Origin of the sequence: Mesorhizobium shonense (genome assembly GCF_040545255.1) — a bacterium.
Classification (GTDB): Bacteria; Pseudomonadota; Alphaproteobacteria; order Rhizobiales; family Rhizobiaceae; genus Mesorhizobium; species Mesorhizobium shonense.
The window spans coordinates 1-16949 of record NZ_JBEPLM010000009.1; the positions used below are offsets into that span (position 1 = coordinate 1).

Below are 16949 nucleotides of genomic sequence, written 5' to 3' on the forward strand. Positions count from 1 at the left end.
AGGATAGGCTCGACGAGCAACCCTCGCTTCAACACTGCCAGTGTAGGGCGAACCACCTCACAGCCGGCAACCAGAAAGGACATAAGGTCTTACCAAGCGACAGCGGCAGGGCGAAGACCTGGGCCAGTTCGGGCTGCCCGGCGAGCTTGCGGGTAATGTCGCGGATCACCGCGCCGAGCATGGTGCGCAGCCGCTTGAGCGCCCGGTTGGCGCGCTTGAACTGCTTGGCATGGGCATAACGCTGATGCTTGATCAGCGCGAACTTGCCGACCCGCGCATAGGACTGGCGCAGGCCGATGCCGTGTTTTTTGGCCAGCGTCACCAGCCGCTCGCGGGCCCGATGCATCAGCTTGGCGTCGGTCGGGAAGGTGATGGCCTTCCCCTGCACGGTGGTGTCGACGATCACCGCACGGAAGTCGGCCGGTTTGGCCGCCCCCAGCCGCGTCGCTGCCGCAAGGCTCTCCTGGAGCAAGGCCATCAGCCGCTCCTCGCCCATGCGCAGACGCCAGCGCGTCAGCGAACTGCGGTCGAAGGGCAGGCGGTGCTGGAAGAACTCCTCGCCGCAGAACAGCTGGTAATAGGGGTTCTCAAGCCAGCGCTCGCACAGCGCCTCGTCGGACAGGTTGTGCATCGACTTGAGGATGGCCAGGCCCGCCATCAACCGGGTCGGCAGCGGCGGCCGGCCGGGATCGTCGTCATAGACCGCGCCAAGCCGTTGTTCGAGGAAACGCCAGTCGATCGACCGGGCCAGTTTCACCAGCGCATGATCCATGTTGAGGATCTGGTCGAGCCGGGATCGCAACAGGTCGGTCTGTCCGCTTTCGCGCCGTTCCTTCGGCCGCATCGCTCGCTCCCTCGCAGCTTCGCCACAACCGTCGAATCACGCGTACGGGCACGCTTTCAATTTGCCGGAAACCGCCGCTCAAAGCCACGATTTTCGGCAAAATCAAACGCAAAGCTGGAGCAGAATCCTAAATTGAATCAAAGCCTTCCGAGTTCTTCACGGACGACTTGTTACGGCAGCCAATCCTGTAAAGCTGCCAAGGGACGGCTGGGCGCGGTGAAAGACGGTCACGACTGCGGAACCGGAGACGTGATCCTGTGCTTTTGCCAGCAATCATAGGTCTAGGGTAAGACTTTGCCGCGTAGCCCGAGACACGCAGGGGAGGATTGTATCCTGCCGCGCCTTCTCGTCTTCCGTAAGAAAACAATCGCGATGCTCGATCTCGCCCGCTAGAACCCGGGTCTTGCAAGTGCCGCAGAAACCTTCCTCGCAAGACGTAGTAATAACGACTCCGTGCTCGGCCAGGCCCTCGACGATGCTTTCTTGGGCACCAATCTCGATCGACTGACCGCTGCGGGCGAGATACACCATGAACGATCGATTTCGGCTCTTGTCGGTCAAGCCTGGCGCGACTTGGAAACGCTCGACATGGGCTTGGGGCAATCCTCTTGAGGAGAGTACCTCCTGAACTGCCATCAGCAACGGCTCGGGGCCGCAGCAATACACACGGCATCCCTCGGGCAGAGAATCAGCAAGCTTCGTCACGGGAATGAGGCCAAACCTGTCTTGGGGCAGAATGACTACACGGGAGTTAGGGTCTCTGAGTTTCTCGACAAACGCCATACTGGCTAAGTCGCGGCCGCCGTAGATTAACTGCCAAGGCACACCGGCTTGTTCGACGGATTCGATCATCGGCAGCATGGGCGTAATGCCGATCCCACCGGCGATGAAAAGATAGCGATTTGCCGGCAGCAAAGCAAAATTGTTGCGAGGTCCACTGGCGGCAAATATCTCACCAGGTTTCAGGCTCTCGTGGATGTGACGTGATGCTCCACGACCGTCTTTCTGCAACAGGACGGCAATTTGCCAATAAGCCGCGGTCAGAGGGCCGCAGAGCGAGTACTGCGCACTGCGGCCACTTGGGACTATAATGCCGATGTGGGAGCCTGGCTCCCAGGACGGCAAAGCAGATCCGTCAGCATTGACGAGGGTGAGGCTTATAACATCCTCCGCTTCGCGGGTTACTGATTCCACGCGAAGCGTCAATTCGTGCTGTATCGCAGTCACGCTTCTCACGCCTAGGAACGTTATGCCATAACGCTGCGCAACGTGCTGCCCGCCTTCTTAGTCTGCGGGTCGAGATGCGCTCGACCCTGGGCACAATACCAATCGACAAAATTTAAGGCGTACAACTCGGCCTCTTGCGAGTACGGACCCGGAAGGTATCCTTTCCCATTCACGCCGCGCTGGTTCATTTCGGCAAGGTCCCGATCTTCGAAGTTTGTCTTGTCCCAAAGTGGAGTTAGGCTGTCTAGAGTGTAATCAGCGCCCTCTTGCGCGTCCTTATGCACGTAGATCTTCCACGTAACCGCTGTCTCTTGCACTCCTATCGGCATTGCAGTGAACGTGGCCGTGTAGTCGCAGAGGGCATGAGCATAAGCACTTGAATGTAGGGACCACCGCATCCAGCCAATATTGTCGGTGAACAGCTTCCTGACGGAGGGCTTACCATCCATTGTCAGGGAGACGCAGCCCTCCTTGAGCGGAAAACGGAAAGCTGTGAACCATTCGCCGTCAACTTGACCACTCGGCACGCCAGCAGCTGTCATGCGGCTGGTGAATTCATCGCAAGCCATATTCCAGCGGTCGAGATCTCGGCGCGTTGCGAGCGGGTAGGCCGAAGCGGTAAGGCTCGGATGGCCCACGGCGCAATGGTAGCATTCGCTCGCATTTTCCATAGCGAGTTTCCAGTTCGCACGCTCGATGACGGTTTTTTCATAAACAAGCTTGGCATCTATGAGGCGGCTGGGAGCCAGCAGGGGTTCGACCTCACTCCTGAACTTCTCAAAAGGCGGCGGCTCGTCCGCAAGGCAGACATACACAGTCCCGGCGACAGTCTCGACATGAATGGGCAAAAGATGAATGCCAGCAGGATCGAAGCTCTCGTGCATTCTGGGCGTCCCTTGCAGTGAGCCGTCGAGTCGGTAGCTCCACTGATGATACGGACAGACAAGCACGGGCTTGCAGCCATGGCCAGTCTCACAAATTTGGGCGCCACGATGTCGACAGGTGTTGTAAAAGCCTCGCAACGTCCCATCACGATCACGCACTACGACGATCGGACTGCGGCCGATCGTCGTTGCCAAGTAACTACCGGCCGAGGGAATCTCCGCTTCTAACCCGATAAAAATCCAAGAGCGCGCGTGGATGGCTTCCAAGTCGAATTCGAAGATCTCGGGATCGGTATAGAATTCTTGCGGCAAGCTGTAGCCGGGAAACCGAGCATCGAAAAGCTCCCTGACCCGCCCCAGATCGATCATTGTTCGCTCCCTTCGGAAGTTAGATTTTCGACAAGATGCTCACGTGCTGTCATTCTGTCAACCGTGAAACTGCCCCTGAATGCCTGCATTTTTCTGGGTCATTGGCGGCGTTCTTATCGTGTGAAGATGGTCGTCTGTTTTGCCATAGTCCGGCCGTGGCGGCTGCGGAGGCAGGGCAGACGTCAAGCTGTGCGTGCGAAGCCGGCGAACGCGAAATTTCAGCGGTGGAACGTCTTTCAGCATCGCGAGACCGGATCGAGGTGTTCGCTGGCGTCAAGTCGTTCGTCGCGCCAAACAAGCTGGCTGGGCATCATGTATTACAAATAGCAAGGGAGGACATCACACGTGAAAACGAGCTACCGCATTCTCGATCTTATCCGGCGGAATCGTACGCCGCTTGAAAACCACCTCATAGATGGTCTTGTCGACGGCCGCGTCAGCCGCCGCGACTTCGTGCGTCACGGTAGCCTGCTCGGCCTGTCGCTGCCGCTGCTCGGCCGCATCGGCATGGCCGCGGGTTTCGGCGCCGCGCCATCGCTTGCCCGGGCGCAGGGCGCGCCAGGCGCCACGATCCGCGTTGCCTGCTACGCGCCTGCAGGGGCCATCGACCCGGTCACCAATGCAGACGGCGGTGGCTACTTGATGGTTCAACAGGTGGGAGAGTTCCTCTGTATCGATGGCCCCGACCTCGTGCTGCGGCCCGTCCTGGCCGAAAGTTGGAAGCCGAATGACAAAGGCACCGTATGGACCTTCAAGCTGCGCAAGGGGGTTAAATTCCACAGCGGCAATGAGATGAAGGCGGACGACGTGGTAGCTACCTTCGACCGGCTCGCCGATCCGGCCGGCTCGTCCAATGCGCTGTCGGTCTTCAAGGGCGTTCTGCAGAAGGGCGCGACCAAGAAAATCGACGATTACACAGTCGAGTTCCACCTCGAGGCGCCGAACGGCAACTTCCCCTATATGGTGTCGTCGGACAATTACAACGCCATCATTCTGCCGGCCAGCTACAAGGGCGACTACGAAAAAAGCTTCGATGGTACCGGGCCGTTCAAGCGGGAAAACTACACGCCCAAGGTCGGCGCTTCCTTTGTTCGCAACGAGGACTACTGGGGCGAGAAGGCGTTACCTGATCGCACCGAGTTCACTTTCTTCGCTGACATTCAACCGCAGATCCTGGGACTGCAGGGCGGCCAGGTAGACATCATCAATCAGCTGTCGGGTCTGACCAGCATTGGCCTGCTCAACGATCCGAACGTAGAAATCATCAGTCTGAAGGCGACGACGAACCGGCAAGTGCACATGCGCTGCGATTCCGACCCGTTCAAGGACCCGCGCGTGCGTCGCGCGATTGCGCTCTCAATCGATCGCGACAAGGTGGTGGCAGGCCTGTTGAAGGGTCGCGCCTCGCTGGGCAATGACAGCCCGTTCGCGCCTGTCTTTCCGTCAACCGATACGAGCGTGCCGCAGCGTAAGCGGGACATCGCCCAGGCCAAGCAGCTGATGGAAGCTGCCGGCGCCGGCAAGGGCTTCAAGGTGACGCTGACCGCCATGAGCTTTCAGGAAATCCCCGCATACGCCCAGCTCATCCAGAACTGGGTCAAAGAAATCGGCATCGAACTCGATCTCAACATCCTCGATGAAGGCGCCTATTACGGAGACGCAGTGTTCGGTAAATCGCCCTGGCTGGATTCGGTGATGGGCATCACTGGCTACGGTCATCGCGGGGTGCCGAATGTATTTCTTGCAGCACCCCTGAAGAGCGACGGCACCTGGAACTCCGCGCACTTCAAGAACGAGAAATACGACATGCTGGTTGACAGCTATATCGCGGCGCTTGACCTTGAGGCGCAGAAGGCCACGGCCGGCAAGATCCAGGAGCTGTTGCTCGAGGAAACGCCTATCCTGTTCACCTATTTCGCCGATTACCTGACAGGGACGGCGAAGGGCGTGACTGGGGTGCAGCCGTCCGCCATGGGGCAGTTGTTCCTCGAAAAGGCATCGAAGGCCTAAGCGAGAAGCGAAAGCCATACTCTAACAGCCAGTCCCCACGTGGGGGCTGGCTCCATAAGGAGTCATAGCCATTCTCTCCTTCTTTGCCCAGCGTCTCTCGCTATCGCTCGTCACATTGTTCCTGCTTAGCATCATGGTGTTTCTGGGTAGTCAGGTGCTGCCCGGCAATGTTGGGCGCGCTATCCTTGGACCGTTCGCCGATCAGCGCGCAGTCGAGGCGCTCAACCGTTCGCTCGGCGTCGACCGGCCGTTGCTTGTGCAGTACGGCAGCTGGATCTGGAACTTCCTCCATGGCGACATGGGCACGTCCTACATCTTCCGCGCGCCGGTGGCGCCCTTCGTCATCGACGCCTTGGGCAATTCGATGAAGCTGGCGCTGGTCGCCTTCGTTCTGGTGGTGCCGATCGGCATCTTCGGCGGCGTCGTCGCCGCGCTCAATCTCAACCGGCCGCTCGACCGCATCATCAGCCTCGGCGGCCTGTCGGTCACTGTGCTGCCGGAATTCGTCACGGGCATCATCCTGATCCTGATCTTCGGGGTGTGGCTGCGCTGGCTGCCAATCGCCGCCGCCTGGCCGAAAGGCGCCGGCTTCTTCACCCAGATCTATTACCTTATCCTGCCCTCGCTTCCGCTGTTCCTGGTGCTGTTCGGCTACATTGCCCGCATGGCGCGGTCCGGCATGATCGAGGCGCTCGATTCCGACTATACGCGCACCGCGGTGATGAAGGGCCTGCCGTGGCGTACAGTGATCTGGCGGCATGTGCTGCGCAACGCGCTGTTGCCGACCATCACCGTGATTGCGACGCAGACCGGCTACCTCATCGGCGGCCTGGTCGTGACCGAGACGCTGTTCCGCTACCAGGGCATCGGCGCGCTGATCTTCACCGCGGCGCGCGGCAAGGACTTTCCGATGCTGGAGGCCGGCGTCCTCACCATCGGCATCGTCTATGCCGTGGCGACATTGGTTGCTGACTTCCTCTATTCCGTGCTCAATCCGCGCATCCGGCTGGGAGCAGAGCAATGAGCGCAACAGACACCGCGAAGCTCCCCGCCTCCGCACCCGACGGCCCCTGGGGCGAGGTGCTGCACTCGCTGTTGCGGTCCGGCACCTTCCTGACTGGCCTCGGCATCGTTCTGTTCTGGATCATCTGCGCGCTGTTTGGCGATCACTTCGTGCCCTACGATCCGCTTGCTGAAAACGTGATCAACGCGCTGGCGCCGCCGTCGGCCGAGTACTGGTTCGGCACCGACCAGCTCGGCCGCGACGTGTTCTCGCGCGTCATCGTCGGCTCGCGCGACATCCTGACGGTGGCGCCTTTGGCCACCATTTTGGCGACCATCGCCGGCACAGCGCTCGGCCTGCTGATCGGCTACTTCCGCGGCATCGTCGACGACATCGTCAGCCGTGTGCTCGAAGCCTTCATGGCGATCCCGGTGGTGATCATCGCGCTGCTCGCCATCGTCGCGCTCGGCACGTCGAAGATCACCGTCATCGTCGTCATCGGCCTGAGCTTCGCGCCGATCATCGCCCGCACGGTGCGCTCGGCGGTGCTGGCCGAACGCGAGCTCGACTATGTGGCCGCGGCAAAGCTGCGCCACGAAGGCGCGCTGCATACGATGTTCGTCGAGATCCTGCCCAACGTCATCCCGCCGATCCTGGTCGAGACGACGGTGCGGCTGGGCTACGCCATTTTCGCCGTGGCCACGCTTTCCTTCATGGGCTTCGGCATCCAACCGCCCTCCCCCGACTGGGGCCTGTCGATCTCCTCCAATTACGGCATGATCGGCGGCGGCTTCTGGTGGACGGTGCTGTTCGATGCTTTGGCCATCGCCTCGCTGGTGATCGGCGTCAATCTGGTTGCCGACGGCGTGCATGGAGCGTTCAATGACTGACCCCAGGCAAGCACCCAACGCCCTTGAGCTGAAGGACCTTTCGGTCGCCTATCGCGTCGGCCGCCGCAACCGCGCGGTGCTGCGCAATGTCAACCTGACCATCAGGGCCGGCGAGGCCTACGGCCTAGTCGGGGAATCCGGCTGCGGCAAATCCACTGTGGCGCTGTCTGTGGTGCGCTATCTGCCGCGCAACGGCTCCATCACCGGCGGCTCGATCGCCCTCGACGGCAAGAACGTCATGAAGCTCGACGCCGAAGCACTAAGGCGTGCCCGCGCCGACAGCGTGTCGATGGTCTATCAGGACCCCGGCAAGGCGCTGAACCCGTCCCTGCGCATCGGTCGCCAGCTGACCGAGATCTTCGAGCTTGCCGGCATCACCGGACAGGCGGCCGAGGACAAGGCGCTCGCCATGCTCAACCGGGTGCGCATCTCCGATCCGGCAAGCGTCATGCAGCGCTATCCGCATCAGCTTTCCGGCGGCATGCAGCAGCGCGTGGCGATCGCCATGGCGTTGGCCAACGATCCCTCGATGCTGATCCTCGACGAACCGACGACCGGGCTAGACGCCACGGTGGAGGCCGAGGTGCTCGACCTGATCGGGCAATTGCGGCGCGAACTGTCGGCCTCGATCCTGTTCATAAGCCACAACCTCGCCGTGGTCGCCAACATGTGCGACCGCGTCGGCGTGCTCTATGCCGGCATGCTGGTCGAGGAAGGCTCGACCGCGGACGTCTTCAACGACCCGCGCCATCCCTATACGGTGGCGCTGCTGCGCTGCCTGCCGCGCGGCGGCCAGCGCAAGGACCAGGGCCGGCTCGACACCATTCCCGGCTTCTTGCCCGGCATCGGCGCCAATATCGTCGGCTGCGCCTTCGCCGACCGTTGTGCGCTGGCCACCGAACGCTGCCGCGCCGAGCCGCCGCCGCTCTACGATCTCGGCGACGGCCGCCTGTCGCGCTGCCATTATCACGACAAGGCGCAGTCGCTGCCGCGCGCCACGCCCGCCGAGATCGCTGCCGTCCAGCCGAAGCAGGCGCCGCCGGTGCTGCAGGTCGAAGGGCTCAACAAGACCTATGGCAGCCTGAGGGCCGTCAAGGATGTCTCGCTGAGCCTGAGGCCCGGCGAGACGCTCGGCTTGGTCGGCGAATCCGGCAGCGGCAAGACCACTTTCGCGAGGCTTTTGCTCGGCCTCGTGCCGCCGGACGAAGGCGGCAGCATCGAGCTCGAAGGCAAGCAATTGGCGCCGCGGCTTGCCAGCCGCTCCGAAGACCAGGTCAAGGCGGTGCAGATCGTCTTCCAGAACCCGGACTCGGCGCTCAACCGTTCGCATTCGATCCGGCATATCCTGAGCCGCGCCTTGAAGCGGCTGGGCGGGCTGACCGGCAAGACGCTGGACACGCGGCTTGAAGAGCTCGTCCGCTCGGTGCGGCTCACCGACCGGCATCTCGCGGTCAAGCCGCGCCAGCTTTCTGGCGGGCTGAAGCAGCGCGTGGCGATCGCGCGCGCCTTCGCCGGCGATCCGCGCATCGTCGTCTGCGACGAGCCCACCTCGGCGCTCGACGTCTCGGTGCAGGCGGCGATCCTCAACCTTTTGGCCGATCTGCAGTCGAAGCAGGACGTCAGCTACATCTTCATCTCGCACGACCTCGGCGTGGTGCGTTACCTCTCCGACAAGATCGCGGTGCTCTATCTCGGCCGCATCATGGAGTTCGGACCGTCGGAAGCGGTCTTCTCAGGCCCGCACCACCCCTATACGGAAGCGCTGCTGTCGGCCGTGCCGAAACTCGACCGGACGGAGAGCGCGCGCATCCGCCTCGACGGCGAGATCCCGAGCGCCGCCAATCCGCCGACGGGCTGCGTCTTCCACACAAGATGTCCGCGCAAGATCGGAGCGATCTGCGAGACGCAGGAGCCGGAACTCATCGAGGCCGAGCCCGGGCACACGATCCGCTGCCATATCCCCTATGACGAACTGGCAAGGCTGCAAAGCTTGGAGTGGACACTGGAAGTGAAGAATGATCACTGCAAAAGAAGACGAAGTGAACAAGTCGGCGGCCGACAGTTGGACCATGCTAGATAGTTGGACGCGAGCTTTTTCGTAGCAGGCAGCTTGGCAGGATCGCTATGTTGGGTGTGGCGTCATTATCCTGAATATGCTCGCGAATGCAGTCGTCTAAGCGGCGGAGCACGTGAGTCGCACCGGTTTCGTTAGCGAAAAAAGTTGTCGACAAAACAGATTTACACGGTATTGCGCTGACAGAATGTCTCCCACAAACTCACATCAGCTCTTAGCTGTCGGCAAGCGGAGCGATGGTCCATAACGAAAACTTGGCCGATTGGTAGCTCGGCGGAAAATTGTCATAGCGCGCAGTGATTTCTTGAACCAAGACCGAAAGTGGCTTGTATGCTCTTTGAGGAAAAGCAAGAGGAGTGGCCACACTTATGAACGTTGGCAGAAACAGAGAAGGACCGGAGTGTATCGAGTTCTTGTTGCTCGATTTGTTTTCCATGATGTCTGTGACTTCCGCGATTGAGCCGCTGAGGGCAGCCAATCGACTGCTCGGGTCCGAGGCCTATAGCTGGCGCTTCTCTTCCGAAGATGGCTTATCGGCCCGTGCCTCCAACGGCATCTCCGTAAATGTGAACGAGCGCTTCGGCACTTCCAAGACACCCGATTACCTCTTCGTCTGCGCAGGCATGACGTTCGTCGCTAAAGATCAGACCCGATTGAATGTCACGTTAAACAGGTGGGCTCGGGAAGGATGCCATATGGGCGCGCTATCCATGGGCACCGTCTTCCTTGCCCGCGCAGGGCTGTTGTCCGATGCGCGGTGCACCCTGCACTGGGAAGGGCAGCCGGCTTTTCGCGAGGAGTTTCCGTTTATTGAACTGAGCAATCAGCTCTACGTGATTGACAGAAACCGGTACACTTGCGCTGGTGGAACCTCCTCTCTCGACATGATATTGCACATCATCACGGAAGCACACGGCGCGGTACTGGCGCGATCCATTGCCAACCAGTTTCAGGTTGAGCGTATCAGGACCGGCAACGTCGAACAGCGGTCAGGCAGTTTGGTCAGGCTCGACACGCTGCCTCTGCAACTGGCGCAAGCCGTTGGATTGATGATGCGCAACTTCGAGAAACCCTTGAGCACCGGTTCGGTCGCCCGCACCTTCGGATTGAGCGTTAGAAATCTCGAGCGTCTCTTTCACCGGCACACGGGGTGCCCTCCCGCCCGCTACTACAAGATACTTCGGCTCGAACACGCTCGGAACCTGCTACTGCACACTAATCTCGCAAACATTGACATCGCCATTGCGACCGGCTTCTGCTCAAGTTCCTACTTTTCAGCCTCCTACACGGAGCATTTTGGACACACGCCGTCTCAAGAACGTCAATGAAATTCCAAACCAAACGCACAATAGGGAAATTGCTACCATTCCTGGCGTAATTCCGGCATTCAGGACTTAGTCGTTAGGTCTGCAATGTCTGGTCGACAGCGGGATTCCTCTTTTGGACCTTAGATACGATGGGCAGTGTCGAACATACTCAAGATCGATGGTGGATGGGACCTTACCTCTCGATTCGAAGAAGCGTTCGTCAAGGTAGCGTTGGCAACCGCTGCGAATGTGGGTGCTGCCGTTGCCGGCGCACGCCGCTGCCGGGAGTTGCATCGTCAAAAGTCGAGCAGCGGGAGGAACCTGTCGGATGGATATAGTCTCAACTTCGTCAAACGACGCGACGATAGACTGGTGGTTGCTATCTCACGGGAGTTCCATGCGGCTTGGATCTGCAACGCTGCTTGATGAATATGCATAAGGATAGCGCTATCGGGCCTCCATACTTCGCCCCGTCCGTCATAATAGGCCGCGCTGACCAAAATTCGGTGGGCATTCAAGATGCGGCTGAAAGCAGGTTCGACATACTCCTTCTGCCAGGATTTTCCCAAGTCAGTTTCTCTTCATTTGTGGAACCATTGCATCAAGCAAACATCAATGCCGGCCGAAGAGTTTTTTATTGGAGGATTGTTGGCTGCGCCGGAGAAAGAGTTGTTAGTTCAAGCGGGGTTCAGATCCATGTAGATATTGATGTTGCGAATTATTCGGGGATCTGCAAGACCGACGGATTTGTAATCATCGGCAGCGAACGTCTAGGAGAAGTCCGTTCGGAACACGTCTACTCATTGTTGCGAGCGTTGCAGCGTCGGAAAACGGCGCTCTACGCCATCGGAACGGCAACTTGGCTGCTGGCCGAAGCCGGGATCCTGCGGAGGGGTACGAAATGCACAATCCATTGGCGACAATTGGCCGCCCTCGCGGAAAGATTCCCGAACCTCGTTCCAGAAGATTGCCTATTCCTCAATGACGGGTCCGTGACGACTTCCGCAGGTGAGTTTGCTGCCTTCGATCTCGCGGCCGAGATCGTCCAAACCGTGTGTGGGCAGGGGCTTGCTCGCCGCGTTTGCGGACATTTGATCGCTGACGGGTTTCGTTCTGGCGCGCACTGTCAATCGATCCCGCCTGGGCTCCGCTACGCTGGGACGGTGGAGAAACTCCTCAGAGTCACGAAGCACATGGAGCGCCACATCGAGGAGACCACGTCGCTCGGCGAAATAGCCCGAGCAGTCTCCCTGTCACGGCGCCAGATCGAACGACTTTTTCGCAAGCACATCCAGATCAGCCCAATGCAATACTATTCGCGGTTGAGGCTGGAACGGGCAAGGCAATTGCTGGAGATGACCGACATGCCCGTAATCGAGGTAGCGGTCGCCTGCGGTTTTATCTCTTCTTCGCATTTTACGAAATCGTTCAAGGATCATTTTGGCGTGCTGCCCAGCCACGCGCGCCGATGGGGAACCGCCTGCAGCCCGCGATCCCATGCTCCTAAATGCGATTAGCTTATCTGGCGTGGCCTCTCTTCGTACCACGGGCCAGATCTTGACAGTACCGCACAAGCACCTGAGTGTCCACAGCGCCCGACGAGATCGCCGCCGCGGCTGCGGCCCTGAGCGCCCGACCGGAGAAAAACCTGCGTGCTGGAACCACCTCGCAGCCAGCAACCGTGCGCACACGACGACGGCCGCGTGATTGGCACAGCGCGCGTGGGTGCCAATCACGCGGCCGTCGTCGTGTGCGCACCCTGCAGCTCCCTGTTTGCGTGTTCGCTAAATCCCGGACAGTGGTCACGCTGAGCGACTGGACTGTACTTCGACCGCTGCTGTGGTGGCCAGATCAAATAACAACTTTGCGCCTGAACCATCGCCTAGCCTTTCCACGGCTTGATCGATAGCGAATGCGCGCAGGGCTCCAAGTCGCGCGTCAGCGTATCTATGAAATTTAGCGCGGATTTGCTCCGTCGACACCGGCACCTCGGGATCCCCCGGAGCTTCGGTTGGGCCCGAGTAGAGAACGCGTCCGCCCTTCAATTGCAGTTCCACGGAAGAGAAGCGGCGGGAGGGGAATGCGCTGTTAAACTCAGCGCTTTCAGTGATCGTCATGCCTTCGGCCAGCCGTCGGATCTCCGGATTTCCGAAAGAGGCTTCCGAAACATGTTCGGGCTCCACGGTGCCATGGACAAGGCCGACAGCAACTGGAAAAGCGGTCGAATACTGTGCTTGCTCGGTCGTTTTCGGAGATCGAACGGCGAGGCGTTTCGATTCATGAAACGTTGTGAGATTAACGGCTTCGACCATGTCGGAGTTTAGATCATGTCTCGCCCGCAGCGTGAGCACCGCATGGAGCGCGGGCTGAGCCCAGCGGCAAATAGGAAAAGGCTTGAAATACTGCTCTGAGATGCGCCACTTGCTTCCTAAATCAGACCACAGGTCGGTCACGTCCGAAGCTTCGACGATCAACGCTGGCGCGCCGGTAAAGCCGTCGGCAGCCAAATACGCCGCTGAAACGCCCGCCATTGCACCCCAGCCCGAGCCATCTTTTACCATCGTTGGGGCGTCTATGCAGCGCATCATCTGGCTTCTAGGTCCGTGGTACTCGGCAATCCCCATTGCCTCACGCGTATGAGCCTTGCCGAGCCGCAACACTCGAGCGCCCAGAGCGGCCGCGGCCACGGCGACCCAAGCGCCCGACGTGTGGTAGTCGCTGGCTGTTCGATGCAAAGCAATGCCTGCGCGCGTTCCAACCTCGTAGCCAATGACTAATCCAGAGAGAAAGGCGCGATCGTCCAATTCCCCCTCAGCCTCGCACATCGCCATAAGGGCGGGCAGCACCCCGCACCCCACATGACCCTTAGTAAGCTTGTGACCGTCGTGCGCGTCTAGCGCGTCGATCGTAATACCGCCGGCAAGCGCTGCCCCAACCGGGCTTGCGAGACGGCCGTCAAACAAAAGTCGTGCAGGCTTTTGAGCGGCCCCAAAATGCCGAATAACGTGGTTGCGGGCGATTTGAGACATAGGAATCGATGTTCCTCCGACAGCTACTCCCAGGAGGTCGAGCAGCCAGCGGCGGCCTAGAGACAGCACCTCGGGCGGTATCGAATTCACACTGCTGTCATGGAGAAAGTCGTGTATGGCTGTTGCCATCGTGGTTAGCCTTGAGCGGGTTGTTTGAGCGGAGCTAAATCATATTGCGCGATCAGTTCACGCTTGAGTACCTTGCCGCTAGGATTAGTCGGAAGGGCATCCAGGAACTGATAGCGCTTAGGGCGCTTGTACGATGCAAGATCTCGACTCTCGCGGGCGTGGGCATCAAGTGTCGCCGCATCGAGATTTGGATCAGAACGGACTACAAAGGCGGCCACGATTTGACCCCATTTTGCGTCGCTTAAGCCGATGACCGCAGCCTGCTGTACCCCGGGACAGCGATAGAGTATATCCTCAACCTCTCGCGGATAGATATTCTCGCCCCCTGATATGATCAGGTCGTCGGACCGTCCGTGGAAATAATAGAACCCATCCTGGTCCTGGCTAAACAGATCCTCAGTGTACACCCAACCTGCTTTGAGTTTCTTTTGCGTCTCGAAGGGTTTGTTCCAATAACCGATCATCGCTTGAGGCCCGCGCACTATTAGCTGTCCGATCGACCCCCGGCGAACCTGCTCATCTGGCGGGACCTCGCGGCTCGGATCGTTGGTGATGATGCGGCATTCCGAAATCAAGGTTGACTTCCCGCAAGAGCCGAGTTTGCGCAGCGCATCTTCCGGATGCAGCATCAGCGTCAGTGAAGCTTCCGTCATTCCGTAGCCATTGAATATGCTGGGGCAGAATTCCGCCATGACGCGTTCCATGGTACTTGAAGAAATTGCCGCCCCGCCGGTTGTAACAAGCCGCAACGAGGACACGTTGAATTTTGCGAAATCCGCATGAAATAGCATTTCCTGGATTTGGGTCGGCACGGCAAAAAGCGTCGTAATGCGCTCGGCGGCGATGGTCTGAAGAGTGCGTGCCGCTTCATAGCGCCCGATCACCACGTTGGTACCGCCTACCAAGAGATGCGGAATGAAGTAGGCTTGCATTCCGCCGACGTGATAGAGCGGCGCTATGTGGAGTGCGCGATCGTCGTGTCGTAACGAGTATTCCATTACGCAGTTCATCGCGATTGCGATGTCATTTGCATGGGTGTGAATCACACCTTTTGGTCGTCCTGTAGTGCCTGACGTATACACGAGGGATGAGATCGCATCTCCAGTCGGTACCGGGCGGGGCTCACCCCGATCTGGCGACTGCTCGATCAGCCCGTCGAAGTGATGATGGCCCTGTGGGATGTTTTTCCGATCATATGCGCAACCTATGAAATCGTGAACGGAATGAACCTCCTCAGCGATTGCGAGCGCGTTAGGGGTCAGTGCTCTGCCGTAAACCAGGACACGTGCGCCCGAGTCCTTCAGGATATAGGCTGCCTCCCCTGGAGACAGACGAAAGTTCATCGGGACAGCCACAGCGCCCAGAAACTGACAGGCGAAAAAGGTCGTCACCGAGTTTTCCGAGGTGGAGACGTAGAAAGCGACCCGATCACCTGGCCGTACTCCAAGATCTGATAGGGCTTGCGCAAACCGTCGAACTCGATCGAGCCACTCTCGATAGGTCCAGCGTCGTTCCTCGTAGATCAATGCTTCATGGCCGGGGAAACGGTCAGCAGATGCTTCGAGGATGCGGGCAATGTGCATTGCGCTTGACCTGGACTAGAGGTTGAGCCGGATAGATGGCATCTCTCGCGCTGCGATGAGATACTTGCACATCTCGGAGGTGCCGCCGACGATGGGCAACGTTCTTGCATCACGGTATAACTGTTCGGCTTTGCCGTACTGGCGGGTCACGCCATCGCCGCCGAGAATTTGAACCATGCGATCCGTGCAGAAAACAGCTGTTTCAGTGGCAACTAGTTTGGCTTGACTTGCCTCGCGCATGAGATCTTTACCGCCGATCCCCGCGTCATACATTTTGGCCGCTCGACAAGTAAGCAGTTCGGCCGCGTCGATTTTCCAGCTCATCTGCGCAATCATGTCCCAAATCAGCTGCTTCTGACCTAGCTTTTGGCCGAAACTGACCCGCGACTGCGCGTGCTGAGACGCAATTTCGAAGGCGGCCCGCGCCACACCTAGTCCCGAGCCGCCAAGGATCACCCGTTCGAAATTGAAGGCGGTGAGCATGATATTGAAACCGCCATTCACCTCCCCCAATAAGTTCTCTTCGGGCACGCGTACCTCATCCATCGAGACTTCGCCGACGATTGATCCGCGTCGTCCCATGAAGTCGTACAGCCTTGGGAAACTCAAACCCTTGGCGTGTGCCGGAATCAGAACCGCCGTCAAGCCTTTCTGAGGCGGTACGTCGGGGTCGGTAACACCCCAGACGATATAGACGTCTGCCTTTGATGCGTTGGAAATGTAACGCTTAAGTCCGGATAGTACCCATTCACGGGATCCCTCGTCGAAACGGATCCTGGTCTCCATGCCCGCACTATCCGAGCCAACACTGAGCTCGGTCATGCAAATTGATCCCAAGGATCGACCCTCGAGAATTGGCAACAGGTAGCGCTCGCGCAAGGAATCTCGGGCAAATCGGTGGATGGGATACGCGCAGGACAACGCGGTGGCAATCGTTGTCTCGAAGGCATAGTTCAGGTAGGCTGCCTCCTCAGAAACGATTACTGCATGGGTAAGGCCCGGTTTCGGCAATGCCCCACGATAAAGAGCGGGGAACATTAGCTTTAAATAACCAGCCTGTCCCAAGGCGCGCACGATTGCCAATTGCGCGCTAAAATCCTGATCGCGCTCAATCAAATCGACGTTCGGAGCGAGCTCGCGTGACAAGAAGGCACGAACTTCTGTGCGAAATGCGCGATCCTCATGCGTTAGAAAGAAGTCACGCATCCGATTACATTTCTCAACAAAAAATGAAACATTAGATGACGACTGCCAGGAATATACCGGTTGGACAAAGCGGCGTCAGTGCTGTGGCATTACAAGGAGAATACTGGGTACCACATCCAACTTCGCCTCTGACCGATCAGGTGTTACTATTTCTTGTGCCTGCGACGCAATAATTAGCCCGAGCAGTGGCAATGTAATTAGAAATACGACTATTTCTCTGCAAAAATCCTCTGAAAGGCGGGTCTCAAGTAAGCTTGCCAATTTGCGGATCATTGTCAGCCCGATCGAAAAAATACCTAGCACTGCGCGACGGTCTCTCATCCTCGCCACTGACAGCCGTCGAAAGTGCCATCTTTACCGCAGAATACTCATGATAAATGGGCCTTACGTTGAT

Annotated in this window: 11 protein-coding genes and 1 pseudogene; 6 read left to right on the top strand and 6 right to left on the bottom strand. The window is 58.9% G+C overall.

The genetic code is table 11. The annotated features are described in order from the left end of the window. Positions 1 to 94: 94 nt before the first annotated feature. The 3 genes and pseudogenes from ABID26_RS21980 to ABID26_RS21990 all read right to left on the bottom strand — a co-directional run. Positions 95 to 844 (bottom strand): annotated as a pseudogene (locus ABID26_RS21980) (IS5 family transposase); the annotation flags it as partial. A 273-nt stretch (positions 845 to 1117) separates the two neighbouring features. Continuing rightward, entirely contained in the window at positions 1118 to 2071 is a 954-nt protein-coding gene (locus ABID26_RS21985; protein WP_354416320.1) for a PDR/VanB family oxidoreductase, read from the bottom strand. A 20-nt stretch (positions 2072 to 2091) separates the two neighbouring features. Continuing rightward, a complete protein-coding gene (locus ABID26_RS21990; RefSeq protein ID WP_354416322.1) occupies positions 2092 to 3324 on the bottom strand; it encodes an aromatic ring-hydroxylating oxygenase subunit alpha in 1233 nt (410 codons plus the stop codon). A gap of 345 nt (positions 3325 to 3669) precedes the next feature. On the opposite strand from ABID26_RS21990, the gene ABID26_RS21995 reads away from it, so the two are divergent. The 6 genes from ABID26_RS21995 (at position 3670) to ABID26_RS22020 (ending at position 12125) form a co-directional block, all read left to right on the top strand. Then, positions 3670 to 5334 carry an ABC transporter substrate-binding protein gene (locus tag ABID26_RS21995; RefSeq protein ID WP_354416324.1) on the top strand — a complete coding sequence of 555 codons (1665 nt, stop codon included), beginning with the start codon at positions 3670 to 3672 and terminating at the stop codon, positions 5332 to 5334. 70 nt (positions 5335 to 5404) lie between these two features. Continuing rightward, complete coding sequence (locus ABID26_RS22000) at positions 5405 to 6358, top strand: ABC transporter permease (RefSeq protein ID WP_354416776.1); 954 nt, start codon at positions 5405 to 5407, stop codon at positions 6356 to 6358. After that, complete coding sequence (locus ABID26_RS22005; protein WP_354416326.1) at positions 6355 to 7227, top strand: ABC transporter permease; 873 nt, start codon at positions 6355 to 6357, stop codon at positions 7225 to 7227. Before ABID26_RS22000 ends, ABID26_RS22005 begins: the two co-directional genes overlap by 4 nt. Beyond that, positions 7220 to 9307: an ABC transporter ATP-binding protein gene (locus ABID26_RS22010; protein ID WP_354416328.1), complete on the top strand. Its 2088-nt coding sequence runs from the start codon at positions 7220 to 7222 to the stop codon at positions 9305 to 9307. Before ABID26_RS22005 ends, ABID26_RS22010 begins: the two co-directional genes overlap by 8 nt. 362 nt (positions 9308 to 9669) lie before the next feature. Further along, complete coding sequence (locus ABID26_RS22015; protein WP_354416329.1) at positions 9670 to 10629, top strand: GlxA family transcriptional regulator; 960 nt, start codon at positions 9670 to 9672, stop codon at positions 10627 to 10629. A 383-nt stretch (positions 10630 to 11012) separates the two neighbouring features. Then, on the top strand, positions 11013 to 12125 hold the full coding sequence (locus ABID26_RS22020; protein WP_354416330.1) for a GlxA family transcriptional regulator: 1113 nt from the start codon (positions 11013 to 11015) through the stop codon (positions 12123 to 12125). Between the two features lie 285 nt (positions 12126 to 12410). Here ABID26_RS22020 and ABID26_RS22025 read toward each other — a convergent pair whose 3' ends face one another. The 3 genes from ABID26_RS22025 to ABID26_RS22035 are packed head-to-tail and all read right to left on the bottom strand — an operon-like array spanning position 12411 to position 16555. Then, positions 12411 to 13766 carry an MmgE/PrpD family protein gene (locus ABID26_RS22025; RefSeq protein ID WP_354416331.1) on the bottom strand — a complete coding sequence of 452 codons (1356 nt, stop codon included), beginning with the start codon at positions 13764 to 13766 and terminating at the stop codon, positions 12411 to 12413. 5 nt (positions 13767 to 13771) lie between these two features. Further along, positions 13772 to 15349, bottom strand: a complete 1578-nt coding sequence (locus tag ABID26_RS22030; protein ID WP_354416333.1) for a class I adenylate-forming enzyme family protein — start codon at positions 15347 to 15349, stop codon at positions 13772 to 13774. A gap of 15 nt (positions 15350 to 15364) precedes the next feature. Further along, on the bottom strand, positions 15365 to 16555 hold the full coding sequence (locus tag ABID26_RS22035; protein ID WP_354416335.1) for an acyl-CoA dehydrogenase family protein: 1191 nt from the start codon (positions 16553 to 16555) through the stop codon (positions 15365 to 15367). Between the last annotated feature and the right edge of the window lie 394 nt (positions 16556 to 16949).